This window comes from Mesorhizobium sp. ArgA1, assembly GCF_053714375.1.
Window position 1 is genome coordinate 57,150 of record NZ_JBSKBQ010000015.1, and the last position, 24,631, is coordinate 81,780.

The 24,631-nt window shown below is 62.8% G+C and carries 24 protein-coding genes; 10 read left to right on the forward strand and 14 right to left on the reverse strand.

Annotated elements, in window-relative coordinates; translation table 11 throughout:
* Positions 1–3 precede the first annotated feature (3 nt).
* On the reverse strand, positions 4–909 hold the full coding sequence (locus ACWGTI_RS25460) for a dienelactone hydrolase family protein (RefSeq protein WP_454589675.1): 906 nt from the start codon (positions 907–909) through the stop codon (positions 4–6).
* A 238-nt stretch (positions 910–1,147) separates the two neighbouring features.
* On the opposite strand from ACWGTI_RS25460, the gene ACWGTI_RS25465 reads away from it, so the two are divergent.
* Together ACWGTI_RS25465 and ACWGTI_RS25470 are read left to right on the forward strand one after the other, a co-directional pair.
* Positions 1,148–1,288 (forward strand): hypothetical protein, encoded by a 141-nt coding sequence (locus ACWGTI_RS25465; RefSeq protein ID WP_454589676.1) that lies wholly within the window; start codon positions 1,148–1,150, stop codon positions 1,286–1,288.
* Between the two features lie 27 nt (positions 1,289–1,315).
* Positions 1,316–1,696, forward strand: coding sequence for a hypothetical protein (locus tag ACWGTI_RS25470; protein ID WP_454589677.1), 381 nt, complete (start codon positions 1,316–1,318; stop codon positions 1,694–1,696).
* A gap of 38 nt (positions 1,697–1,734) precedes the next feature.
* On the opposite strand, the gene ACWGTI_RS25475 is transcribed toward ACWGTI_RS25470, so the two are convergent.
* A complete protein-coding gene (locus ACWGTI_RS25475; protein WP_454589678.1) occupies positions 1,735–4,047 on the reverse strand; it encodes a glucose/quinate/shikimate family membrane-bound PQQ-dependent dehydrogenase in 2,313 nt (770 codons plus the stop codon).
* Between the two features lie 294 nt (positions 4,048–4,341).
* Here ACWGTI_RS25475 and ACWGTI_RS25480 point away from each other — a divergent pair, with 294 nt between their 5' ends.
* Together ACWGTI_RS25480 and ACWGTI_RS25485 are read left to right on the forward strand one after the other, a co-directional pair.
* Positions 4,342–7,044 carry an ATP-dependent helicase gene (locus tag ACWGTI_RS25480; protein ID WP_454589679.1) on the forward strand — a complete coding sequence of 901 codons (2,703 nt, stop codon included), beginning with the start codon at positions 4,342–4,344 and terminating at the stop codon, positions 7,042–7,044.
* Between the two features lie 660 nt (positions 7,045–7,704).
* Positions 7,705–8,262 (forward strand): hypothetical protein, encoded by a 558-nt coding sequence (locus ACWGTI_RS25485; RefSeq protein ID WP_454589680.1) that lies wholly within the window; start codon positions 7,705–7,707, stop codon positions 8,260–8,262.
* 108 nt (positions 8,263–8,370) lie between these two features.
* On the opposite strand, the gene ACWGTI_RS25490 is transcribed toward ACWGTI_RS25485, so the two are convergent.
* From ACWGTI_RS25490 to ACWGTI_RS25510, 5 genes are all read right to left on the reverse strand, one after another.
* Positions 8,371–9,420, reverse strand: a complete 1,050-nt coding sequence (locus tag ACWGTI_RS25490) for an ABC transporter permease (protein WP_454589681.1) — start codon at positions 9,418–9,420, stop codon at positions 8,371–8,373.
* The gene (locus ACWGTI_RS25495) at positions 9,417–10,214 is read right to left on the reverse strand and encodes an ATP-binding cassette domain-containing protein (protein ID WP_454589682.1); all 798 of its coding nucleotides are present in this window, start codon (positions 10,212–10,214) and stop codon (positions 9,417–9,419) included. Before ACWGTI_RS25495 ends, ACWGTI_RS25490 begins: the two co-directional genes overlap by 4 nt.
* An 85-nt stretch (positions 10,215–10,299) precedes the next feature.
* Complete coding sequence (locus ACWGTI_RS25500) at positions 10,300–11,307, reverse strand: substrate-binding domain-containing protein (RefSeq protein ID WP_454589683.1); 1,008 nt, start codon at positions 11,305–11,307, stop codon at positions 10,300–10,302.
* Positions 11,308–11,407: 100 nt separating this feature from the next.
* The gene (locus tag ACWGTI_RS25505) at positions 11,408–12,316 is read right to left on the reverse strand and encodes a sugar phosphate isomerase/epimerase family protein (RefSeq protein ID WP_454589684.1); all 909 of its coding nucleotides are present in this window, start codon (positions 12,314–12,316) and stop codon (positions 11,408–11,410) included.
* Positions 12,313–13,344, reverse strand: a complete 1,032-nt coding sequence (locus tag ACWGTI_RS25510) for a Gfo/Idh/MocA family protein (protein WP_454589685.1) — start codon at positions 13,342–13,344, stop codon at positions 12,313–12,315. Before ACWGTI_RS25510 ends, ACWGTI_RS25505 begins: the two co-directional genes overlap by 4 nt.
* A 194-nt stretch (positions 13,345–13,538) precedes the next feature.
* Between ACWGTI_RS25510 and ACWGTI_RS25515 the strand changes: the two genes are divergently transcribed.
* A complete protein-coding gene (locus ACWGTI_RS25515; protein WP_454589686.1) occupies positions 13,539–14,564 on the forward strand; it encodes a LacI family DNA-binding transcriptional regulator in 1,026 nt (341 codons plus the stop codon).
* An 85-nt stretch (positions 14,565–14,649) separates the two neighbouring features.
* Here the strand turns inward: ACWGTI_RS25515 and ACWGTI_RS25520 are convergent, their stop codons facing one another.
* Both ACWGTI_RS25520 and ACWGTI_RS25525 read right to left on the reverse strand, forming a co-directional pair.
* Positions 14,650–14,964 carry a ferritin family protein gene (locus tag ACWGTI_RS25520; RefSeq protein WP_454589687.1) on the reverse strand — a complete coding sequence of 105 codons (315 nt, stop codon included), beginning with the start codon at positions 14,962–14,964 and terminating at the stop codon, positions 14,650–14,652.
* A 71-nt stretch (positions 14,965–15,035) separates the two neighbouring features.
* Entirely contained in the window at positions 15,036–15,791 is a 756-nt protein-coding gene (locus ACWGTI_RS25525) for a bestrophin-like domain (RefSeq protein WP_454589740.1), read from the reverse strand.
* Positions 15,792–15,962: 171 nt separating this feature from the next.
* Here ACWGTI_RS25525 and ACWGTI_RS25530 point away from each other — a divergent pair, with 171 nt between their 5' ends.
* Positions 15,963–17,444 carry an esterase-like activity of phytase family protein gene (locus tag ACWGTI_RS25530; protein WP_454589688.1) on the forward strand — a complete coding sequence of 494 codons (1,482 nt, stop codon included), beginning with the start codon at positions 15,963–15,965 and terminating at the stop codon, positions 17,442–17,444.
* A gap of 76 nt (positions 17,445–17,520) precedes the next feature.
* On the opposite strand, the gene ACWGTI_RS25535 is transcribed toward ACWGTI_RS25530, so the two are convergent.
* Positions 17,521–18,315 carry a L,D-transpeptidase gene (locus tag ACWGTI_RS25535; protein ID WP_454589689.1) on the reverse strand — a complete coding sequence of 265 codons (795 nt, stop codon included), beginning with the start codon at positions 18,313–18,315 and terminating at the stop codon, positions 17,521–17,523.
* Positions 18,316–18,378: 63 nt separating this feature from the next.
* Between ACWGTI_RS25535 and ACWGTI_RS25540 the strand changes: the two genes are divergently transcribed.
* Positions 18,379–19,851 carry an MATE family efflux transporter gene (locus ACWGTI_RS25540; RefSeq protein WP_454589690.1) on the forward strand — a complete coding sequence of 491 codons (1,473 nt, stop codon included), beginning with the start codon at positions 18,379–18,381 and terminating at the stop codon, positions 19,849–19,851.
* 3 nt (positions 19,852–19,854) lie between these two features.
* On the opposite strand, the gene ACWGTI_RS25545 is transcribed toward ACWGTI_RS25540, so the two are convergent.
* A complete protein-coding gene (locus ACWGTI_RS25545) occupies positions 19,855–21,066 on the reverse strand; it encodes an MFS transporter (RefSeq protein ID WP_454589691.1) in 1,212 nt (403 codons plus the stop codon).
* A gap of 154 nt (positions 21,067–21,220) precedes the next feature.
* On the opposite strand from ACWGTI_RS25545, the gene ACWGTI_RS25550 reads away from it, so the two are divergent.
* Positions 21,221–21,796, forward strand: coding sequence for a TMEM175 family protein (locus ACWGTI_RS25550; protein ID WP_454574911.1), 576 nt, complete (start codon positions 21,221–21,223; stop codon positions 21,794–21,796).
* Between the two features lie 10 nt (positions 21,797–21,806).
* On the opposite strand, the gene ACWGTI_RS25555 is transcribed toward ACWGTI_RS25550, so the two are convergent.
* Complete coding sequence (locus ACWGTI_RS25555; protein WP_095773965.1) at positions 21,807–22,088, reverse strand: hypothetical protein; 282 nt, start codon at positions 22,086–22,088, stop codon at positions 21,807–21,809.
* 134 nt (positions 22,089–22,222) lie between these two features.
* On the opposite strand from ACWGTI_RS25555, the gene ACWGTI_RS25560 reads away from it, so the two are divergent.
* A complete protein-coding gene (locus ACWGTI_RS25560; RefSeq protein ID WP_454589692.1) occupies positions 22,223–23,089 on the forward strand; it encodes an SDR family NAD(P)-dependent oxidoreductase in 867 nt (288 codons plus the stop codon).
* Positions 23,090–23,098: 9 nt separating this feature from the next.
* Here ACWGTI_RS25560 and ACWGTI_RS25565 read toward each other — a convergent pair whose 3' ends face one another.
* A complete protein-coding gene (locus tag ACWGTI_RS25565; protein WP_454589693.1) occupies positions 23,099–23,524 on the reverse strand; it encodes a low affinity iron permease family protein in 426 nt (141 codons plus the stop codon).
* Here ACWGTI_RS25565 and ACWGTI_RS25570 point away from each other — a divergent pair.
* Positions 23,508–23,864, forward strand: a complete 357-nt coding sequence (locus tag ACWGTI_RS25570) for a hypothetical protein (RefSeq protein WP_454589694.1) — start codon at positions 23,508–23,510, stop codon at positions 23,862–23,864. The genes ACWGTI_RS25565 and ACWGTI_RS25570 overlap by 17 nt on opposite strands.
* Before the next feature lie 69 nt (positions 23,865–23,933).
* Here the strand turns inward: ACWGTI_RS25570 and ACWGTI_RS25575 are convergent, their stop codons facing one another.
* Positions 23,934–24,575, reverse strand: a complete 642-nt coding sequence (locus tag ACWGTI_RS25575) for a DapH/DapD/GlmU-related protein (RefSeq protein ID WP_454589695.1) — start codon at positions 24,573–24,575, stop codon at positions 23,934–23,936.
* Positions 24,576–24,631: the final 56 nt, after the last annotated feature.

Here is a 24,631-nt window from a genome sequence, read left to right on the forward strand (position 1 = left end):
AGACTATCCGAGTTTCTCCTTTAGGAAAGCGATGGTCCTCCCCCAGGCCAGATCGGCGGCCTTCTTGTCGTAACGCGCGGCTGAGGTGTCGTTGTTGAAGGCATGGTTGACGCCGTCATAGACATAGACCGTGTATTCGACATGCGCCGCGTCGAGCGCCTTCTTGTAGGCATCGATGCCGGCGTCGATGCGCTCGTCGAGCCCCGCATAGTGCAGCAAAAGGGCCGCCTTGATCTTCGCCGCATCCTTGGCCTCCGGTTGCATGCCGTAGTAGGCGACGCCGGCCGCGAGATCGGGCGCATTGACGGCCAGCGTGTTGACCATGCCGCCGCCCCAACAGAAGCCGACCGCGCCGACCTTGCCATTGCCGTCCTTCTCGCCCTTGAGATAGGCGATGGTCGCCAGGCCATCGGCGGTGACCTGCTTGGCGTCGAGCTGGGTGAACATGTCGCGCGCCTTGTCTTCGTCAGCGGGAGTGCCGCCGAGCGGCGACAGGAAATCCGGCGCCAGCGCCACGAAACCCTCAAGCGCCACCCGCCGCGCGATATCCCTGATATGCGGATTGAGGCCACGGTTTTCGTGAATGACGATGACCGTGCCGAGCTTGCCGGACTGGTCCGCCGGCTTGACCAGATAGCCCTTCATTTCACCGCTGCTGCCCGGATAGGTGATATCTTGCGCTTTCACCCGCGGATCGTTGTCGGCGACAACAGCCGCCTGTGCCGAATTGGCGGCCAGCAGCGGCGCGATCGCGGTCGCGGCCGCACCTGATCCGGCAAGCCTGGTCAGCTGCTCCATGAAGCGGCGGCGATCGAGCGTCAGATGGGTGTATTCGTCGTAGGCGTCGATCATCGCCTGGGTGATGGCAGGGTTACCGGGCCTGGCTGCTTCGGCGGTGGGTTTCGTCATGGCGGCGCTCCTCGCTCAGACATGAGCTCGCGGATCAAGATAGGGTGCAAGCTCGCACGGTCCAGTCACGGGTCGGTGACGGTTCCGCCGTGGGGCGGTCCAGGTGGCACAGCTGAAACAACCGCGCCGCCATCACATTTTGGTCATTTCGGAGAATGTTGATGGTGCTGCCACAATATCAGGAGAAGTTGATTGCGGCTTCGCCCGTTGCCGCAGCCAGACGAGAAGGAACAACGCCATGAACTTGTCCACTCCGATCCTTGTAAGCGCACTCGTCGTTGCCGGCTCGGCCTTGCTGGCCCTGCGCTCCGCCGCGTCGGAAGCCGCCAGGCGGATGGTCAAGGTCCGCATCGACCGGCGCCGTTCGAAAACCCGATAACCGACGCCAAGACCGAGGGGAAATACCATGGACGCCCAGAGCATCGTGAACACCGTCGCCGAGAAAGCCGGCCTCGATCAGGCGGTAACGGAAAAGGTCGTCGGCACCATCTTCTCGGTTCTTGAGCATGAAGCCGACGGCACCGCTGCCTCTTCGTTCTTCGCCAAGATACCGGGCGCCGACGCACTGGCGCAGAAATATGATGTCATGGCTGCCGCGCCGACCGGTGGCGGTGGTTTCCTGTCGTCCCTGCAGGGTGCCCTTGGCGGCGTGCTCGGTGAAAAGACCGGCGCGCTGATCAACGGCATCGCAGCGCTGAAAGCGTCCGGGCTCGACATAGCGCAGATCCAGAAGGCCGGCGCTACGCTGATCCAGCAGGCCGAAGCCGCCGCTGGGCCGAAGCTTTGACCAACGAAGTACTGGGCTCGGTGCCCAGCCTGAAGGGGCTATTTCGGCAGCGTATACGCCATCACATAATCGCCCGGCTTGGTGCCGACCGAGCCATGGCCGCCGGCGACGATGACCACGAACTGGCGGCCGTCGGCGACAGTGTAGGTCATCGGCGTCGATTGCCCGCCTGCCGGCAGCCTGGCCCGCCAGAGCTGCTTGCCCGATGTCACATCATAGGCGCGCAGATAATCATCGACCGCCGCACCCAGGAACGCGACGCCGCCGGCGGTGATCATCGGCCCGCCAATGCCGGGCACGCCCACCTTCAGCGGCAATGGCAGCGGCGTCATGTCGTAGACGGTGCCGTTGCGGTGCTTGTAGGCGATCTTGCCGGTTCTGAGATCGGCGCCGGCGACATAGCCCCATGGCGGCGCCTGGCACGGCACGCCGAGCGGCGACAGGAACGGCCCCATCACAACCGCGTAGGGCGCACCCTCATTGCGGTTCAGCCCCTGTTCGCTGCCACGGCCTTCATCCGGCGGTGGCACCTCATCGCGCGGAATGAGCTGCGATTTGAAGGCGAGATAGGTCGGCATGCCGAACATCACCTGCCGCACCGGATCGACGGCGACGCCGCCCCAATTGAAGGTGCCGAAATTGCCGGGATAGATCAGCGATCCCTGCACGGAAGGCGGGGTATAGCGGCCCTCATAGCGCAGGCCCTGGAATTCGATTCGGCAGGCCAGCTGATCGAACATGGTGATGCCCCACATGTCGGCGCCGGTCAGCGGTTTCGGATTGAAGGAGAGATCCGAGGTCGGCTGCGTTGGGGACGTGTGGTCGCCCTCGATGGCGCCGCCCGGCGCCGGCACTTCCTTGACCGGAATGATCGGCTCGCCGCTGCGCCGGTCGAGCACATAGAGGTCGCCCTGCTTGGTTGGGCCTACCAGCGCCGGCACCACACCGGCGGCGGTGGTGATGTCGACCAGCGTCGGCTGCGCCGGCACGTCCATATCCCAGAGGTCATGGTGCACGGTCTGCCGCACCCAGCGCAATTGTCCGGTGGCGAGATCGAGCGCGGTGATCGAGGAGGAGAACTTCTCGACATTGGCGCTGCGGCCGGCGCCGAGCTGGTCAGGCGTCTGGTTGCCGAGCGGCACATAGAGCAAGCCGAGCTTCTCGTCGGCGCTCGCCGTCGACCACATGTTGGGCGAGTTGTGGGTGTAGGTCTGGCCTGCCGCCAGCGGTGTCGTCTGGTCCGGATTGCCGGAATCCCAGTTCCACACCAGGGCGCCGGTGTCGACATCGAAGGCGCGGATGACACCGGACGGCTCCTCGGTCGAATAATTGTCGTTGACGGCCCCGCCGACGATGATCTTGCCGCCGGCAATCAGCGGCGCCGAGGTCGAGTAATAATAGCCCGACTTCGGATAGGGCATGTTGATCATGAGGTTCAGCGTGCCGGCTTCGGCGAAGGACGCGCAGACCTGGCCGTTGGCGGCGTCGAGCGCGATCAGCCGCGCGTCCGAGGTCGGCAAATAGACGCGTGTCGCACAGGGCTGGCCAGCCGCGATCTTGGCATCGGTGAAGTAGGACACGCCGCGGCAGGTCTGGTGCTGGCGGTCCTTGTCGAGCTTGACCTTGGGATCGAAGCGCCACTTCTCCTTGCCGGTCGCGGCATCGATGGCGATGGCGAAATTGTGCGGCGTGCAGATGTAGAGCGCGTCGCCCACCTTCAGCGGCGTCACCTGATAGGTGGTTTCGCCGATATCGTCCGGACCCTTCACGTCACCGGTCTGGTAGGTCCAGGCCGGCTGCAATTTGGCGACGTTGTCCGGCGTGATCTGGTCGAGCGGCGAATAGCGCTGGCCGAACGGCGTGCGGCCATAGAAGTGCCATTCGCCGGGAGGCACATTGCCGCCGAGATCGGCGGTCGGCGTCACCTTGTCGGCATTGAGTTCGCCGGCAATGTCCTTGGGATCGGCGGTCATCGAATAGCCGGCCACCGCGAGTGAGGCGAGCACTGCCAGGATGAGCGGTGCGCGTGCGTCGGGACCGGTGAGGCCCCGCCTTGCCCACGGCGTCAGCAGCCACAGCGCCAGAAGCACGATGATGCCGCCGCGCGGGCCGAGTTCCCACCAGTCGAAGCCGATTTCCCACACTGCCCAGGCCAGCGTGCAGAGCACGATTGCCGCATAGAGCCAAAGCGAAGTCGACTTGCGTCGAAACAGCAGCCAGGCGGTTATCAGAAAGGCGACACCGGTGATGACGTAATACCAGCTGCCGCCCAGCATCGCGAGCCGGATGCCACCGCCGCCAAGCGCCAGGCCGATGAGAAACAGGATGAGGGAGGTGATGACAACAGCCAAGACGATACTCCTTCGACTGATGCGCGTCCCGCGCCGCGGCCAGGGCATCCCGTCCCCGCCCCGAGCGCAACTTTCTCCCGCAAGCCGCGTGTGTCAAGCAAAGCCTGCCAGCATAGGCTGAGAGCCCAGCATGCTCTCACCTTTCGCGCCGGCGCCTCCCAACCAACGTGTTTTGGCCCGGGTGGGTGGATTCAGGCCAACAATTCAACACGGCGCCCGGGAATCTGGCTTCCAACCAGAACAAAACGTAGACACTTCTGGTCTTTCGCTGCCGAATCACTACATTCGGGGGCGATGTCCGGCTTTTCGGAAGACATGCCCTTTTTTGACGAACCCAATGCGCGGCCCGCGGCCCCGTCGGGCATAGCCGCGCGCGCCATGGCGGCCCGCAGCGGTAGCAACAGCGCGCCTGATTATCTCAAGGGATTGAACCCTGAGCAGCGGCTCGCCGTCGAAACCACAGAAGGCCCGGTCCTGGTGCTGGCCGGCGCCGGCACCGGCAAGACGCGGGTGCTGACCACCCGCATCGCCCATATCCTCGCGACCGGAAAGGCCTTCCCCTCGCAAATCCTGGCGGTGACCTTTACCAACAAGGCCGCCCGCGAGATGAAGCAGCGCATCGGCCTTTTGGTCGGTGAAGCCGTCGAAGGCATGCCGTGGCTCGGCACCTTCCACTCGATCGGCGTGAAACTGCTTCGCAGACACGCCGAGTTGGCCGGGCTGAAATCCGACTTCACCATTCTCGACACCGACGACGTCGTGCGGCTGATCAAGCAGTTGATCCAGGCCGAAGGCCTCGACGACAAGCGCTGGCCGGCCAAGCAGTTCGCGCAGATGATCGACGGCTGGAAGAACAAGGGCCTCGGCCCCGCTGACATTCCCGAAGGCGACGCCCGCAGCTTTGCCAACGGCAAGGGCCGCGAGCTCTACAAGGCCTATCAGGAGCGGCTGCAGACGCTGAACGCTTGCGACTTCGGCGATCTGCTCTGCCACCCGATCCGCATCTTCCGCGCCAATCCGGATGTGCTCAAGGACTACCACAAGCGCTTCAAATACATCCTCGTCGACGAATACCAGGACACCAACACGGCGCAATACATGTGGCTGCGCCTGCTGGCGCAGCGGCCGCAAACCTCCCCCCTTGAGGGGGAGGTGCCCGCGAAGCGGGCGGAGGGGGTCGCCGCAGAAGGCACCGCCAGAACGTCGAGCACTGCCGCGAGGACCCCACCCGACCGGGCTGCGCCCGGCCACCCTCCCCTCAAGGGGGAGGGATATCAGCGCTCGTCCACCGTGAACATCTGCTGCGTCGGCGACGACGACCAGTCCATCTATGGCTGGCGCGGCGCCGAGGTCGACAACATCCTGCGCTTCGACAAGGATTTTCCCGGCGCCACCATCATCCGGCTGGAGCGCAACTACCGCTCGACCGCCCACATTCTCGGCACCGCCTCGCATCTCATCGCCCACAATGAAGGCCGCTTCGGCAAGACGCTGTTCACCGAGAAGGTCGCCGAGGACGACGAGAAGGTGCATGTCCACGCCGCCTGGGATTCCGAGGAGGAGGCCCGCGCGGTCGGCGAGACCATCGAGACCTACCAGCGTGCCAAGCACAACCTCAACGACATGGCCATTCTTGTCCGCGCCTCCTTCCAGATGCGCGAGTTCGAGGATCGTTTCGTCACGCTCGGCCTGAACTACCGCGTCATCGGCGGCCCGCGTTTCTATGAGCGCATGGAAATCCGCGACGCGCTCGCCTTCTTCCGCGTCGTTGCGCAAGGCGCCGACGACCTCGCCTTCGAGCGCATCGTCAATGTGCCGAAGCGTGGCCTGGGCGAAGCCACCATCCGCCAGATCCACGACACGGCGCGTGCGCTTCGCATCCCGATGCTGGAGGCCGCCGCCAAGCTCGCCGAAAGCGACGAGCTGAAGCCCAAGCCACGTGCGGCCTTGCGCGAAGTGGCGGCCAATTTCGAGCGCTGGCAGAAGGCGCTGGAAACCACGCCGCACACCGAACTCGCCGAGACCATTCTGGAAGAGAGCGGCTACACCGACATGTGGAAGAACGACCGTTCGGTCGAAGCGCCGGGACGGTTGGAAAACCTGAAGGAGCTGATCCGCTCGATGGAAGAGTATGAGTCACTCCGCTCCTTCCTTGAACATGTCTCCCTGGTCATGGACGCCGAACAGAATGCCGAGCTCGATGCCGTCAACATCATGACGCTGCATTCAGCCAAGGGCCTCGAATTCGAGACCGTGTTCCTGCCCGGATGGGAGGAAGGCCTGTTCCCGCACCAGCGCGCGCTGGACGAAGGCGGCCGCTCGGGGCTGGAGGAGGAACGCCGCCTTGCCTATGTCGGCCTGACCCGCGCCAAGAAGAACCTGCATCTGTGGTTCGTCTCCAACCGCCGCATCCACGGCCTGTGGCAATCGACCATCCCGTCACGTTTCCTCGAAGAGTTGCCGAACGCCCATGTCGAGGTCGCCGAAAGTGGCAACAGCTACGGCGGCTACGGCAATTCCTATGGCGGCGGTTCGTTCGCCTCGGGCCGTGGCGGCCAGGGAGCAGGACGACAGAATCCCTATGGCGCCTCACGTTTCGACAATGTCGGCGCCAACACCGCCAGCGCAGAAAAATCCGGCGCTTTCTCCAACACCTACGCGACGCCGGGCTGGCAGCGCGCGCAGGCCAACCGCACCGAGGCGACCGACCGCAACTGGGGCACCCGCTCCGGCCACCAGGTCGAGCGCATCGGCTATGGCGAAACGGACTCCGGCTACGGCGCCGGCCGAACCTCGGTCAAAGGCCGCACCATCGACGGCGAGCTGGTCGCCAAATCCGTGTCCGACACCCCGTCCGCCTTCAGCGTCGGCGACCGCGTCTTCCACCAGAAATTCGGCAACGGCAACATATCGGCCATCGAAGGCAACAAGCTCACCATCGACTTCGACAAGGCCGGCCAGAAACGCGTGCTGGACGGGTTCGTCGCGGCGGTGTGAGTCCGTAGGGCTATTTTCTTGCACTGCAAGTTGTGCATTATGGAGCCAACCAAACGCGTTTAAGGGGGCGCTAGCAAGGAGGATGCAGTACGTCATCGGTCACGCCGCAATAGTTCTTCCGGTACTGATATTAGCTCTAACATATTTCTTGAAATCTTGTGTTGCACAGCAGCTGTCAATCGTCGGCTTTACGAGAAATGTTTTTGATATCCCTGCTGATATTTCGATATTGTCGCTAACTTTTATATGTGGCCTGATAATATCAGACCCAACGAAGAATAACTATATCCTATTCGCCGTGTTGGACGTTGTAGTTGTTATAATTTGCTATTCATATATGATATTTTCTAGATTCAGATTTGATGAAAAAGGGAGTATGGACAAAGCAATAATTGGATTTGGGCTTGTCGTTCTCCTGATATCAATCATATCTATTGTGTTTTCATTGTCAATAATAGCACCAGTGGCACAAAATCTGCCGGCAGCCCCATGAATATAGATTTCTACAGTATAATACTGCAATCATTAACGGCCACGCTGACTGTTTCAGTGGCTATCTCGGTCGTGTTCTACTTCTTCAACACCGCCAAGAGGCAAAGGGACGAACTAAGATCACGGCAAGTCGAGCTGTCGCTAATGCGAGAAAACCTAGAGACAAGGATGTACGACATCAACCGAGCATTGATGTCAAACGAGGAACGATGGAAAGACGTGAATCATTTACTTGTAAGGAATAACATCGAATACAGCAGAGGGGACTTTAGCAGGTCTCATAGTTATCGAAATAATTCCTTTATTGTAAAAAGCGGAGTTAATTTAGACAACCTTAAAATTGACAAAAGATCTGTCTTCGTTTTGATGCCATTTCATAGCGATTTTGATAAAGTATTTGATACAATAAAGAGAGCCTGCAGCGACTTCAAAATAAGATGCAGCAGGGGCGATGAAGAATTCCGACCGGGAAACATAATGCCAACGATTATTGAAGGAATAATAAGCAGCGGCGTTGTGCTATGCCTCCTAGATGGAAGAAACCCTAATGTTTATTATGAATTAGGATTAACTCATGGCCTAGATAAACCTGCGATTCTTATTGCAGGAAAGGAGGGCGGAGCCGTACCGTTCGACATTCAATCAAGAAGAATAATATTTTTTGAGACGCTCGACGAATTATCAGAGAGAGTTAAGGATGCAATCCTTAACACCCTCATAGACTGACGCAATCGTCATATTTACATCATATCGATGATTTTACATTTTTGAAACACATCTACTATATATTCACCCGAGTTTCCTTTTCTGGGATCTGGAATTATTCCCCACCCCTCACCGATACCTTGCCTGGTTCCACTTGTGCCCCAGCAGCGACAGGATGATGATCAGGCCGTTGAAGAATTGCACGTAGAAGCCACTCAGCCCCGCCGCCACGACGCCGGTCTGGATGAAGGACACGGTGACCGCGCCGATTGCGCCGCCGACCACGGTGCCGATGCCGCCCCAGGTCGGCGTGCCGCCGACGAACACCGAGGCCAGCACCGGCAGCAAATAGCCGTCGCCGGCCGTCGGCCACCAGGTGAAGTTGATCATCACCGAGAAGCAGCCGGCGATCGCAGCCCCTATGCCGACGAAGACGAACACTTTCACCCGCACGCGTTTGACGTCGATGCCCATCTGCTGGGCGCTGTCGGGATTGTCGCCGACCACCCTCACCTGCGCGCCGAAGCGATGTCTGTTGTAGAGCAGCGCCGAGAGCACGACGAAGGCAATGGCCCAGAAGATCTGCACCGGGATACCGTGGATCTGGCTGGAGAAGATCGTGTAGGCCCAGTCGCCGCTGAGGCTGGTCAGCGAGATCGACTTGCCTTCGTTGATGATCTGGATCAGGCCGCGCAGCAGGAAATTCATGCCGAGCGTGGCGATCAGCGACGACAGCCCGCCATAGACCACCAGCGACCCGACCAGGAAACCGAGCAGCATGCCGGTGACGAGTGCCGCGGCGATGCCGAGGAACGGATCATAGCCGGCCTGCACGACCAGCGCGAAGACCCATGAAGCAAGGCCCATCGTCGCCGGAAACGACAGGTCGATTTCGTTGCAGGTGACGACAAAGACCAGCGGCACCACCACGAACAGCGCCACCGGCAGCGTGGTCAGCACCGAACTGTAGAGATACCAGGTGGTGAAGACGGTCGGGTTGGCGATGATGAACACCGCCATCATGATGATGAACACGCCGAGCGTGCCGAGCGAGGCGCGGTTGTCGAGGATGAAACCGCGCATCCAGTGATCGGAAGGGTGCTTCCACTCCTTCTGGGAATTGGGGCGGGGAATGCTGGCCGCCGGCTCGTGCAGATCGGGTTCCATGGTCTTGCTCATCGTGCTCTCTGCTCCGCGTCGCCGGCGTCGTGCAGCCCGGCCAACCCGCCCGGATGCGCGACCTCTTCCATGAAGTTGATCAGATCTTCGGCCGACTTGACCTGGCTGCGGTCGGTGGTCAGCGCGACCTTGCCGCGATCGAGAACGACGAAGCGGTCGGCGATGTCGAAGACGTGATGAATGTTGTGGCCGATGAACAGGATCGAACGGCCGCTCGCCCGCACCTGGCGCACGAAATGGAAGACCTTGGCGGTCTCGGTCAGCGACAGCGCCGTCGTCGGCTCGTCAAGGACGATCAGCTCTGCCTGCTTGTAGATGGCGCGCGCGATCGCCACGCCCTGGCGTTCGCCGCCCGAGAGCTGGCCGACGATCGACTGCGGCGTGAACACCTTTGAGGTGAAGCCGATCTCGCGCATCAGCCGGCTCGCCTCCTCAATCTCCCTGTTGACCTTCAGAAAGCCCATGAAGCCGGTGAGTTCGCGGCCCATGAAGATGTTGCGCACGATGGTCTGCTGCACGGCGAGCGCCCTATCCTGGAACACCGTCTCGATGCCGGCGTCGCGCGAGCGCGCCGCGCTCCATCCGGTCACCGGCTCGCCGCGCACCAGGATCTCGCCGCTGGTCGGCTTTACGACGCCGGACAGGATCTTGATCAGCGTCGACTTGCCGGCGCCATTGTCGCCGAGGAGGCCGACCACCTCGCCCCGATCGACGCTGAGATTGACTCCGCCCAGTGCATAGACCTGGCCATAGGACTTGCTGATGTCGCGCAGTTCGATAAGGCGTTCGGCCATCGGATCCTCGCTTGATTGTCGCATGCCGACCTTTTCGCCGGCGGCCCCGCCGGCCGGGCCTGAACCCGGCCGACGGCTTGGGAGGTCAGCGCAGCGCCTGCTTGGCGAGCTCGGCGACGATCTCGTAATTGTCGGGCGTGACGAAACCGGCGCCGGTGTCGACATTCATCGGCGCCAGCCCCAGCACCACTTGTTGGCAGAGGCTGAGGATCGGCAGATAGCCCTGCAGGAACGGCTGCTGGTCGGCCGTCAGTTGCACCCAGCCGCCTTTGAAGGCATCGACGATCTGCGGACTGGTGTCGAAGCCGAAATTGAAGATGTCGCCGGGCTTGCGCCCTGCTGCCTGCATGTATGTCGGCACATTGCCGAGCATCTGGCCGCCGGGGTAACCGACCACCTTCACGTCGGGATTGTTCAAAAGAGCAGCCGTGATCACCGGTATCGCGAGATTGGGATCCGCCGCCCATTCGGTCTGCGAACTGATTTGAACCACCTCGACGCCTGCCTCCTTCAGCGCCGCGACCGTTCCGCGCTCGCGCGCGCCGCGGCTCTCATTGTCGAACGGCCCGATCATGATCGCCTTGTCGCCGGCCTTCAGCTTGGCGAGCTTGAACGCCTCGACGCCGAGCGCACGGCCCTGCTGCTCTTGCTGGGCGCCGACATAGCCGCCGCCGAACGCCGCGACGACCGTCGGCAGGGGCACGTTCTGATACATCATCTTGATGCCGTCCTTGTGCGCCTGTTCGGCCAGCGGCATGATGGCGGCGTCGCCCGGATGGCCCATCATGGCGATGCCGTTGGGCTTGACGGCGACCGCCTCGCGCAGCTGCTGCACCATCATTTCGATGTTCCAGGCGGAGAAGATGTAGTCGACCTTCGGCCCGAGATCGGCCGCCGCCTGCTTGGCGCCATTGTAGACGATGGTGCCGAAGGCGTCGCCCTCGGCGCCGCCGACGAAGAAGCGGATATGGACATCCTTGCACCACTGGGCGTCAAGCGCCCGCGCCGGCAGAGTGGAGATGGCGGCGCAGAGCGCGGTGGCGGCGGCCACGACGGTCGAGCGCAGAAGTGTTTTTCTCGTTGCGATGCTCATGCACGTTCCTCCCTTTTGTCCTCGGAAGCCGAGGGTTTTCGACATTCGCTTCGGCAGTGCGCCGCAATCTGTTCAGGCCGGCTCCTCCCGCCGGCCGCCGTCACGCCGGGTTCGGCAAATAGGCCGCTCCTCCGCGGCATTGCTTGAGATACTCCAGCGCACGCACCTGACCGGTGATTTCGAGATCGCCGCGATAGACTGGGTCGTGCCAGCCTTCGATGTCGATGGCGCCCTTGTATCCGGCCAGCCGCAACTCGCTGATCACCCGCGTCCAGTCGCTGTCGCCGAAACCGGGCGTACGCATCTGCACGAAGGGCAGCCGGCCGAACACGCCGTGCTCGCGGATGACGTCCCAGCGCACCGTCGCGTCCTTGCCGTGAACATGGAAGATTTTCGGCGCCCATTTGCGGATCTGCGGGACAGGATCGATGAGATAGACGAGCTGATGACAGGGCTCCCATTCCAGCCCCAGATTCTCGTCGGGCAATTCGTTGAACATCAGCTCCCAGGCATCCGGATTGTGGGCGATGTTCCAGTCACCGCTTTCCCAGTTGCCGTTCATGGCGCAATTCTCGAAGGCGATGCGCACGCCCTTGTCGGCCGCGTGCCTGGCGAGCGGTCCCCACACCTCGCGAAAGCGCGGCAGGCTGTCGGTCAGCTTCCTGCCGCGCAGGCGGCCGGTGAAGCCAGTGACCATCGAAGCTCCGAACAGATGCGCATTGTCGATGACAGTTTCCCAGGCGGCGAGCACGCCGCGATCGACCTCACCATCCTCCAGCGGATTGCCGAACACGCCGATCGAGGACACGGCGACATCGGCATCGCCGATCGCCTCGCGAATCTCACCTGCCAGCTGCGGCAAATCCTTGCCACCCAGCGTCTGCCAGAAGAAGGGCTGGATGCTCTCGAAGCCCAACGGCAGGATCTGCCTGATGTAGGCCGCGGGATCGTCGAGATTGGCCCGCACCATGGTGCCGATGCGGATGTCGAGGAGCGGATTCGCCGTCATGATGCGTCCTGTGCGATTGCCACACGGCGTCCGGTCTCGGCGCTTTCGATGGCGCCGAAAACCATGGCCAGGCTTTTGATGTTGTCGGCGCCGCGCGTTTCCGGCTCGGTCCCGGTTTCGATGGCCTGCATGAAATCCCGGATGATGCCGAGATGGCCGCCAACGCGGTCGGCGGAATCGAGCGGCAGCACGTCGATCGGCTGGGTTTTGGCAAACAGGCCGTCTCGACCCAGCACCACCATTTCCGCCTTCAGCGTATCGTTGCCATCCCAAATGAGGCTGCCGCGCTCGGCAACGATGCGCCAGCTGCCTTCCCAGCTGGTGCGGAAACCGTCGGCGCACCAAGAGCCAGCATAGGTGAACACCTTGCCGCCGCCGAGATCGAAGACGGCGCTCGCCGACGAACCCTGCCGGTACCAGGAATTGGCGGGCTCCCATTCCTGGCAATAGACGCCGGCCGGCTCTCCGCCGACCATGTAGCGCGCAGCGTCGAAAGTATGGATCGCCATGTCGAGCAGAAGCACATGCGCCATCTCCTCGCGAAAGCCGCCGAAATGCGGCGCAACGAAGAAATCGGCATGGATGCTGGTCGGCTTGCCGATGGCGCCCGAGTCCAGAAACCGTCTTATGCGCCGGACATTGGCGACGTAGCGCCGGTTCTGCACCACGGCATGAACGCGCCCTGCCCCGCGCGCCGCCTCGACGATGGCGCGGGCATTTTCCGGCGTGTCGGCCAGCGGCTTTTCAGTGAGCAAATGACAGTTGTGGGCGAAGGCAGCGAAGGCGACGTCACGGCGGGCGGCGGGAACGACGACATCGAACACCGCGTCCGGCCTGGTCTGGCCGAGCACCTGCTCGAGGCTGGTGCCGATCACGACGCCATCCAGCCCATATTCGCGCGCCCTGGCCTTTGCCCGTTCGGCGTCGAGGTCGACCAGGCCGACAATCGCAAGCCCGTCGATTTGCCTTGCGGCATCGAGCCAGGCCTTGCTCATCGCACCACAGCCGACGAGGACGGCATTCATCATCCGGCATTCCTCCCGTCCGGTCCTCCAGACCGAATGTCACGGCATCCACGGCATCACCGTAAACGTTTTTCCGTAAACGTTTACGAGAACACACCCGATGGCGTAGAATGTCAATCAGCTGCCAGCAAAAATCATCCCGAACCCTTGGCCTGAGCGGCAGCCGGTGCTAGCCAAGGCAAGGGGGAGAACAGTCCTTGGCGTCCAGCATCCACGACCTTGCGCGTCACCTGAACATTTCGATCGGCACCGTGTCGCGGGCGCTGAATGGTCGCGCCGACGTCAATGCCGACACCCGCCAGCGCGTGCTCGCCGCCGCCAAGCAGCTGAACTATTCACCGAACCAGTCCGGCCGCAGTCTGCGGCAAGGCGCCACCCATTCGATCGCCTTCATGCTGCAGCCGCATCCGGGCGACCAGCAATATGGCGAACCGTTCTTCATCCCATTCCTGATCGGGCTGCAGGGCCGGCTGGCCGAAAGCGGGCTTGACCTCACCGTGGTCATGGGCGCGCCTGGCGATTATCAGCAGGAGCGCCTGCGCCGTGTCGTCGAGACCCGCCGGGCCGATGCCGTGGTGCTGGCCTGGACGCGGCGTGAGGATGAACGCATTGACTATCTGCTCGAGGCCGGCTTCCCCTTCGCCACGCTCGGCCGCAGCCGCACCGGCGGCAAGGCCTATCCCTCGCTCGACCTCGATTTCGAAAAGGCCGGCAGCGACGCCGTCGACCGGCTGGTGGCGCGCGGCCACCGCCGCATCGCCGCCATCCGCCCGTCGCTCAATCTGAATTTCGGCTATCTGTTCGTCGACGGCTACCGCAAGGCGCTGAAGCGGCACGGCATCGAGGTCGATCCGGCGCTGATCGCCGACGGCTTCATCAACGAGGCCGGCGGCTACCAGGTGACGCCGCGCGTGATGCTGGCAAAGGACCGGCCGACGGCCATCATCTTCAACAATGACGCCATGGCGCTCGGCGGCTGCAAGGCACTGGCCGAGATGGGCATCCGACCCGGCCACGACATTGCGGTGACCGTCATCGTCGACACGCCGCTCTGCCGCTATTTCTCGCCGGCGCTGACCGCCTTCCGCCCGGCGCTGGAGCCGATGGGAAGGCGGCTGGCCGAAATGCTGCTGGCCTCGATCCCGGCCTTTGCCGGCCCCGAAGGTCCGCGCATCATCCGCGAAGTCTGGCCGCTGGAGCTGATCGCGCGCGACAGCGACTGATCCGCCGCTCTATCCTTATTTTTAGGCAATTCCGGACGGAAAACCGTTTCACACTTTTCCTGGAATTGCTCTAGGCCGGTCGGCCTCAGTCCACCTTCTTCTCGCCCCGCTCGCCGGCCTTGACGATGTCGCCGGTCGTGAACAGGATTTCCTTCAGCTCCGCCCGCCACTCCTTCTTCTGGCGCAGCAGGAATTCGAGATCCATGCCGAAATGCTTGAACTCCTCGCCTTGCGCATTCTTCATGATCGCCTTGGCCTGCGGGTCCTTCTCGACCGACATGCGCTGTTCGTACCAGCCGATCGCTTCCGCCTCTTCGATCAGCGAGGTGATCATGCGGGCGAAGGTCCGCACCTTCTGCGTCAGCTCTTCCGGCGGCTCGTGATACTGATCGAAGCCCATGTCGCCCTCCCTCAAACGGACCGGCAAATCTGGCCGTACCCATGAATGCACTGGAGCGCCGCAAGTTCCGCTTACTGCTGCAATTCAATCAAAGTCCTCTGCAGAGGCGCAGAAGAGATCTGGATCGGACCGGAGAACGGTATATCCATGTCGAGGATGAGGTAGAGAGCGCTGGCAATCAGCGCTGCCGACACCACGAACGTCTCTATGGTGATGGCATTCCGCGGCGCCCTGAAACCGAAACTGGCGAAGATCAGCACCAGCCAGGCAACGAGCATAACGATCAGCGGCCGCGGGATGGTACCCTCCGATTGCTCAATCAAAGCCCAGCGCAGTTCCACCACCTTCTGCAGATGCTGGTGGGAGTCCTCCTGCACGGAAACATGCGCTGCGTCAGCAGGCTGCAGAGCGGTCAATCGTGTGCTGATCTCGGTCAACAGACGTTCAGACAGCCGGTTGGCGACGAGGGGTGTTTCGTTGGCTTCTGTCCAGTTGTTGGTCTGTCTTTGCACATAAGCGACCAGTGGCTGACGGACCTCGGCAGTCTCAGGCCCATATTGTCGAAGCGACCGGTCGAGAAGGATCAACTCCGTCGCATATGTGTGCACGTTGCGGTCGATCGACTCGAAAGTGTTCTTGGCCGAGTTGATCATCAGACCAAGCACCAGCGAGGTCATGACGACGAACAGGTTGGCGGCCAGCCGTACCACATTGTTGGTGTCGTCCTCGCGGTGATGCGCGGGCAATTTGCCATAGACAGCCATGCTGACCAGCGGCGCCGCCGTCAGGCAGAGGAAAACAGCCAACGCGACGAGTGTTTCGTGCATGCAGCCATTTCTGCACGGCAAGCAACGAATGCCAATGGCCGGCAGAACGCACTTGTCACGCAAGTATCATGTTCACGTCCTAGACCGCTTGCGGGAGGGCGAGATCGTCGATGCGACGCAGAGCCCTTTGCAGTCTCGGCCGCTCGAAGGCTTGTCACAAAGAGGATCTCCATGAAAATCTCGCACCGAACGTTGTCGCTCGGCGCCGCATTGGCGCTGTTTACCGCTTTGACCCCTGCCCTTGCCGACAGCACCGCCACCGTTGGCGGCGTCAGCTTCGTCAACAAGGGCCTGGTCGGCGTCGGCCGCCTCCCGGCCGACCTGAAGGACAAGTTCGGCGAGACCTTCGGCTCCGGTTCCGGCATGTCGATCGACGCCGCAAGCTGGACGCATGACGCCAATGGCTACAAGGGTTCGCTCTGGCTGCTGCCGGATCGCGGCTACAATGTCGTCGGCACCACCGACTACCGGCCGCGCCTCAACACCATCACCATCGAGCTTACGCCGACCGCGCTGGGCGCGACACCCGCCGCCGGCCAGGAACAGACCGGCGTCAAGGCGACGCTCTCCGATTCCCTGCTTCTGACCGACGACAAGGGAGCCGACGCCACCGGCCTAGACCCGCTCAATGGCGTGCGCGCCGCCAGCGGCGACATGCCGATGCTGCCCGAGGCCAACGGCAAGCTGGCGCTCGACAATGAGGCGATCGCGCGGCTGCCCGACGGCACAATGTTCATCTCCGACGAATATGGTCCCAACATCTATCGCTTCTCGGCCGACGGCCACCTGATGTCGGCGACGCAGCCGCCGGCGGCCCTGGTGCCGATGCGCAAGGGCACGCCGAACTTCGCCTCCGACAATCCGGGTCCCGGTGCCGCAGAGCCCGATCCGAAGGATCCCGAGACCGGCCGCCAGAACAACCAGGGCCTCGAGGGCATGGCGCTGACCCCGGACGGCAAGTCGCTGATTGCGGTGCTGCAGTCCGCACCCCGCCAGGACGGCGGCGATTCCGGCGCCACGCGCCAGAACACCCGCGCTTTGGTCTATGACGCGACAGACCCGGCCCATCTCAAGCTGGCGCATGAATATGTCGTGCCGCTGCCGGTGTTCAAGGACGACAAGGGCAAGACCAAGATCGCCGCGCAGAGCGAGATCGTGGCGCTGTCCGACAAGACCTTCCTGATGCTGACGCGCGATAGCGGCAACGGCCAGGGCGTGAAGGGCGACACTTCGCTTGTCCGCCAGATCTTCGTTGTCGACGTGTCGGCCGCGACCGACATTGCCGGTGGCGCCTTCGATGCCGCCGACAAGCCGCTGGCGCCGAAGGGCGTGCTCGACCCCTCGGTGACCCCGGCCAAGCTGACGCCGTTCATCGACATCAACGACAACAAGGAACTCAGCCGCTTCGGCCTGCATGACGGCAAGCCGAACGACAAGAACAACCTCTCGGAGAAGTGGGAGGCGATGTCGGTGGTCAGCGTGCTCGATCCGGCGCTGCCCGACGACTATTTCCTGTTCGTCGGCAATGACAACGACTTCCTCGCCCAGGACGGCTTCCAGGTCGGCGCGCCCTACAAGGCCGAAGACGGCGCCGATGTCGACACCATGTTCCTGGTCTATCAGGTCACGCTTCCCGGCCTCGCCAAGAAGTAGTCGCATACAACAGAAAAAAGCGGACGCGCCCGGCGCGTCCGCCTTTTTGTCGGCGATCAGCGATACCGCTGGCGCCCTATTTCAAAATCTCGGCATCCCTCGGCACGCCGGCATCGATCGGCTCGGCGGTCCGGCTCGACACGGCCATGATCTTGCCGGCCGGCGACAGGTTCGGGCGCACATAAACCTGGGTTACACCGTTGACCCGGCTGTAGAGGTCGATGATGTCCTGGTTCATGAAGCGCACGCAGCCCGACGACGCGTTCTTGCCGATGGAATCCCATTCCGGCGTGCCGTGCAGCCGGTACATCGTGTCCTTGCCGTCGCGGAACAGATAGAGCGCACGGGCGCCGAGCGGGCTCTGCGGTCCCGGCGGCATGCCGTCCTTGTATTTCGCCAGTTCCGGCCGGCGCTGAATCATTTCCGGCGGCGGCGTCCACACCGGCCACTTCTTGCGCGCCTGGACCACGGCGCTGCCGGTCCAGCCGAAACCGGCCTTGCCGAGGCTGACGCCGTAGCGGATCGCCTTGCCGCCATCGCGCACCAGATAGAGGAAATGTTCCGACGTATCGACGATGATGGTGCCCGGCTTTTCGCCGGTCGGGTCGGTCACGATCTGGCGCACGAACTTGGGATCGAGCTTGGATATCGGGATCGCCGGCAGTTGATAGCCCTCGTCGACGCGTGCCGCGTACATGCTTTCGGCAGCGCCGAAAGCCGATTCGCTCGGCGGCGGCGGCGCTGCCACCGGCGGCGGCGCCACGTCCGTGGTTGTGCAGGCCGAAAGCGCCACGGAAGCGGCACCCAAGGCGGATGCCCCGAGAAACGCGCGCCGGTTCAGGCGCTCGGAAAAAAGCGGATTGTCGGACATGATCCCCCCGATTTGGCAATCATTGCCGGGCGGACTTTGAGATGAACCTTCGCCGAGCAGCCCATGGACGAAAGAATGCCCGCGCGCCGGCGCACCGTCGACCTGACCAGCGGCCCCATCCCGCGCACCCTGCTTTTGTTCGCGCTGCCGGTGCTCGGCTCCAACGTACTGCAATCGCTCAACGGTTCGATCAACGCCGTCTGGGTCGGCCGCTTTCTCGGCGAATCCGCGCTGACCGCGACGTCCAACGCCAATCTGGTGCTGTTCCTGATCCTCGGCACGGTGTTCGGCATCGGCATGGCGGCGACCATCCTGGTGGCGCAATCGGTCGGCGCCCGCGACCTGCCCGAGGCGCGGCGCATCGTCGGCACCAGCGCCACCTTCTTCTTCCTCGTCTCGGTGGTCTTCGCCGTCTGCGGCTGGATCTGGGTCGACGCCATCCTCAACACCCTTGGCACGCCACCCGACGCGCTGCCGCTGGCGCGCTCCTATCTGCGCATCATCTTCGTCGCTGTGCCGATGATGAACCTCCTGTCCTTCGTCATGACGGTGCTGCGCGGTGCGGGCGATTCACGCACGCCGTTCTTTTTCATGGCGCTGGCGGTCGTGCTCGACATCGTGCTGAACCCGCTGCTGATCCGCGGCATCGGCCCCTTCCCCGAACTCGGCATAGCCGGCTCCGCCACCTCGACGCTGGTCGGCCAGACGGTGAGCGTGATCGCCATCCTCGTCGTGCTGTATGCGCGAAAGCATCCGCTCAGAATCGCCGGCGCCGACCTCGCTCTACTGCGCCCGGACCCGACCCTGCTCAGGATCGTCGTCTTCAAGGGCGTGCCGATGGGCTTGCAGATGATCGTGATTTCCGCGGCGGCGCTCACGGTGATGGGCATCGTGAATACCTACGGCTCGCAGGTCGCCGCCGCCTACGGCATCGCCGCGCAGATGTGGACCTATATCCAGATGCCGGCGCTGGCGATCGGCGCCGCGGTCTCCTCCATGGCGGCGCAGAATGTCGGCGCCGGGCGCTGGGACAGGATCGGCCGCATCGCCGCTTCCGGCGTCGGCTTCAACCTCGTGCTCACCGGCGCGCTGGTGGCGCTGCTGTTCTTCTTCGACCGGCCCGTGCTGAGCCTTTTCCTGAGTGGTGACAGCACCGCGATCGACATCGCCGCCCATATCAACAGGATAGCGTCCTGGTCATTCATCCTGTTCGGCATCACCATCGTGCTGTTCGCCACCGTGCGCGCCACAGGTGCGGTGATGCCGCCGCTGATCATCCTGGTGATTTCGGTGCTCGTCGTGCGCACCGGCTTTGCCTATTTCTTCAGGAGCTATATCGGCGCGGAAGCGCTGTGGTGGAGTTTTCCGGCGGGATCGATCACCTCGCTGCTGCTGGCCGCCGCCTACTATCGTTTCGGCCGCTGGCGCACCATGCACATGATCGAGGATCGGCCGGCAGCCGGTGAGCCGCCTGACACCGGCCTCGGCATCCCGCGCCAGCGCGCCAACATGGCGCCGGAGACGCCGAACGGGTAAGGTTCAGCGCGCATATTTGGCGCCGAACACCAAAGCGATTACCGAGAAGATCGTGATCATGCCTGCGAAGGCCAGGCTTGCAGTCGCGGCACTGGTCCAGCTCGACAGCAGGCCGATGCCGATCACCGGCAGCGCGTTGCCGCAGAAGCAGCAGATGAAGAAAGCCGACACCACTTCGGCGCGGCGATCCGCCGGTGCGATCTGGCTCACAACCTGCAGGCCGCCGCGATAGCCGAGCGCGCCCACCACGCCGCACAGGGCCGTCGCGGCGATCATCAGCGACATCGAGGCAAAGATCTGCGCCGCGACCACCAGCGCCACAGCCGGGATCATCAGCGCCAGCGCCGCCAGCATGCCGGTGCGGCTGAGCAGCCAGGTCGTGCCCAGAATGGTCGCGGCCGCAACGATCGACAGTTCGAAGAACAGCCCGCCGGCCTCGGCATGGTTGGCCACATGCAGCTGCTGCGCCAGGATGCTCGGCGCCAGTGCTGCATAGAAGCCGACCAGCGCCATGGCGCCGAAGCCGGTCACCGCTGGCGCCACGAAAGCGGCGCGGATGTCGGCCGGCACCGACAGCCGCGGCCGCAGCGAAACATCGGCCAGCCGTCCCGGCCGCGAGACCGTCTCCCGCGTGCGCCAGATCAGGATCGTGACCACCACGAGTAAGGCAAGATAGACCGCAAACGTCAGTCTCAATGGCCACGGCGCATATTCGGCGAGCAGCCCCGACACCAGCGCGCCAAGGCCGAGGCCGACGAAGTTGGTGCTCGTGGCGATGACGGCGGCGCGCGACTTGTCCTCGCCCTCGATCAACTCCGCCAGCCAGGCGGTGCCGGTTCCCGCGCCGATGCCGATGCCAAGGCCGCTCAGGATGCGGGCCGCATCGAGCCAGGCGACATTCTCGGCCAGCAAGAACACCAGCGCGCTGACCACCGCCACCGCCATCGCCGCCAAGGCCGCAGGACGGCGGCCAATGCCGTCGGACAAACGTCCGAACATCAGCAATGCGCCGAGATTGCCGACGACATAAACGGCGTAGACCAGCGTCAGCGTGATCTGCGAGAAACCGAAGGCCTGCTTGTAGATGACGTAAAGCGGCGTCAGCGCCGTGCTGCCGGCGAACAAAGCTGCAATCATCGCAGCAACGGCGGCCATCCCGGCGCGGCCGCCGAGTTCATTGTCGCGCGTCGTCATGGTCTCGGTATAGCTGGTCATGGCAACCTCCGGCCAGTTGCCCAACGCCCCAATAGAAGTCCAACGTCGATGTAAGGACGGCCGTTCCACTTGCCCAACCCGCTCCTGACAATCTTGCCAGTATGGCCTTGCCCGAAATCCTCCCTTAACGTCTGTCCATCGAGAGGGAGAATCCATGGGCAAAGGCAGGGTTGAGGCATTCACCGATGGCGTCGTCGCCATCATCATCACCATCATGGTGCTGGAGCTGAAAGTGCCGCATGGCGAGGACCTATCAGCGCTGGCGCCGCTGTGGCCGATCTTCTTCAGCTATGTCTTGTCCTTCATCAATGTCGGCATCTACTGGAACAATCTGCACAACATGTTCCACACCGTGCAGCGCGTCGACGGCCGCGTGCTGTGGGCAAACCTCAACCTTCTGTTCTGGCTGTCGCTGATCCCGGCAACGACGGCCTTCATGGGCGAGAACCATTTCGCGCCGATCCCCGTCGCCGTCTATGGCGTCGACCTGGTGCTGTGCGGGGTCGCCTACAGGTTTCTTGTGACCAAGCTGCACCATCTGCACGGCAACGAGACCGCCTTCGCCAAGGCGTTGGGCAGTGACCGCAAGGGCAAGATTTCGGTAGCGCTTTACACAACGGCGGTGCTGCTGACGTTCGTCAACCAGTGGATCGGCCTGGCGATCTATGTTCTGGTGGCCGCGATCTGGTTCGTGCCGGATACGCGTTTTTCGCGGGTGATCGAAAAGTAGCGCGCCGCCACTACTTGCGCATCGCCTTCAGCTTTTCGGCGACCGACGCGGCGAGATCGGCATAGCGCTCCTCAAGCCGTTCGGCCGCCTTGATGATCGAAAAATCATGGCCGAATTTTTCCAGCGCCATGCGCAATTTCTCGACGAACTCGGCCTGTTTTTCCAGCGCCGAAAACAGCGTCTTCACCTGTGCTTCGCTGATATCGGGATTGGCGAGCATCTGCGGCACCTCGCGGCCCATCTGGTCACCGGTGGCGGTCTGCTCCTTCAGGATTGCAATCCAGTCGGTCAATCGGTCGATCTCCTTCGATGGCAGGCAGCATGCGCAGCGCCCACCGCTCCGGTCAACCCGAAGCCACTGCAACGGGCTTGAATGGGCCGCGTCTGGCGCTAAGTTCGGCGCAACCCCAAGCCAAGGAAAAGACCATGACCTCCGACGCCGAAATCCAGTCCGCTTTGCCCGCCCTCAGCCCAGGCAATGTCGCCGTTATCACCGGCAGCGCCAGCGGCATCGGCCTTGCCGCCGCGAAACGTTTCGCGGCGATGGGCATGAAGACGGTGCTTGCCGATCTCGGCGGCGCGCGTTTGGACGAAGCCAAGCAGGTCGTCGCAGCGATCGGTGGCGACGATAACGTTCTTGCAGTTGCCACCAACGTCTCCTACATCGACGACGTCGAAAGGCTGGCCAACACCGTCGACAGCGCTTTCGGGGCGGTGTCGATCGTCATGAACAATGCCGGCGTCGGCAACAATCCGGGCAAGCCCTGGGAAAACCGGGTAGCTTGGAGGCGATTGCTCGACACCAATTTCTGGGGCGTCGTGCATGGCGTGGAGGCTTTCGCGCCGGCTATGCTGGCGTCGGGCAAGCCCGGCCTGATCATCAACACCGGATCCAAGCAGGGCATCACTACGCCGCCAGGCAATCTGGCCTACAACGTCTCCAAATCGGCGTTGAAGACCTTCACCGAAGGCTTGGCGCACGCACTGCGCAACGAACCGGGCGCGAAGGTTGCGGCACATCTTCTCATTCCCGGCTTCACCTTCACCGGCATCACCGAGGGCGCGACCGAAAAACCGGCCGGCGCCTGGACCGGCGAGCAGGTCATCGACTTCATGCTGGCCTCCCTCATGCGTGGCGATTTCTACATCCTTTGCCCGGACAATGAGGTGAAGCGGCCGACGGACGAAAAACGCATGGCCTGGGCGATCGGCGACATCATCGAGAACCGCCCTGCCCTGTCGCGCTGGCATCCCGACCACAAGGACGCTTTTGCGGCCTTCATGGAGCGCTGACCAGCGAATTCAGGCGGCGCGTTTTTTCGCGGTGCGCTTCTGCGTGACGGCTTTCTTGGCAGCCAGCTCGGCGATCTCGCGGTCGTGACGCTTTGCCGCGCGCTCGCATTTGTCACGGATCTCCTCGACCTCGGTTTCGGTCAGGTGCTCGATGCCGATGAAATGGTTGTGACCCTTGCCGACCCGGATCAGTTCATCGAGCTTGGCCTGGACCGCGGCGCCGTCGCGGTTCTGGGTGTTCTGGATCAGGAACACCATCAGGAAGGTGATGATCGTCGTTCCGGTGTTGATGACCAACTGCCATGTATCGGAAAAGCCGAAGAATGGCCCGCTGACCCCCCAGACGATGACGATCGCGCAGCAGCCGACAAAGGTCAGCGGCAGCCCGGCCAGATGAGCGACCGTGTTGGCGATCCTCGTGAACAGCTTTTCCAATTCAAAATCCTTCAATTGCCCGAAACGCGGCAAGCCGGACGGCGCCGCGTTCATCGCTCAGCAAGAAACAGTCGGCAGCCGCTCCCGGTTCTCTGTCGCAGGTGATATCGCGGCTACAATTGAACACACGCGAAAAGCGTGGCACCCGAAAAAGCCGCCTTATGGCTTTGTTGCCATAGTCACTGTGCAGGCCAAAGAGCCTGGTTCTTCCGCTTCACGGCGGTTTATCTCCAAAGCCCTTCCGCTGCGCCACCCCCGCAGAGCGGAAGGGGTTCTGTTGCCGCAGACCGACGGATCTCTTCCCGACAGGCGCTGTTCAGAACTTCGGCGCAAGGATTAGGCCAGCCAGTCGACGAAGACGCGCATGCGCATCGAGGAGCCCGGCGGCATGCTCATCTGACCGCTGCGTTCAGGAGCGTTCCTGTTCCCAGCGGTCAAGGAAAGCTTCGAGCGGCAAGGCCTGCATGTCGGGAACCGCTTTGGCGAGTTTCTCCGGCGGCCAGTCCCACCAGGCGAGGTTTTCGATCCGCGCCGCGATCTCAGGGGAAAAACGCCGGCGCAACTGTTTTGCCGGCACGCCGGCGACGATCGCATAGGCTGGCACATCCCGCGTCACCACTGCATTGGCGCCGACAATGGCGCCGTTGCCAATGCTGATGCCGGGCATGATGACAGCGCCATGGCCGATCCAGACATCGTTGCCGATGCTGACGGCCTTGGCCTGCCGCCGCTCGCGGAACGCCGCGTCGACGCCCAGCCAGCGGAAGTACTCGTTCGGCCGGTAGCTCAGCTTGTGCTGGGTCAACCGCTCGATCGGATGCTCCAGTGCATTGATGCGGCTGTTGGCGGCAATCGAGCAGAATTTGCCGATCGTGGTGTAGATCGCCTCGGCGTGGCGCTCGAAATAGGAGAAGTCGCCGACATTGACCTCGCGCAGCACGACGCGCTCGCCGATCGAGGCATAGCGCCCGAGCTTGCACGCCTTGAGCTCCGCGGTCGGATGGATGCGCGGCTCGGGGTCTTTCAGGACAAGGTTTTCGGTACGGTCCATGGCGCGGCTTTACCTCCGCGCAATTGCGGAAGCAATTGTCGCGCCGCCAAACAGCC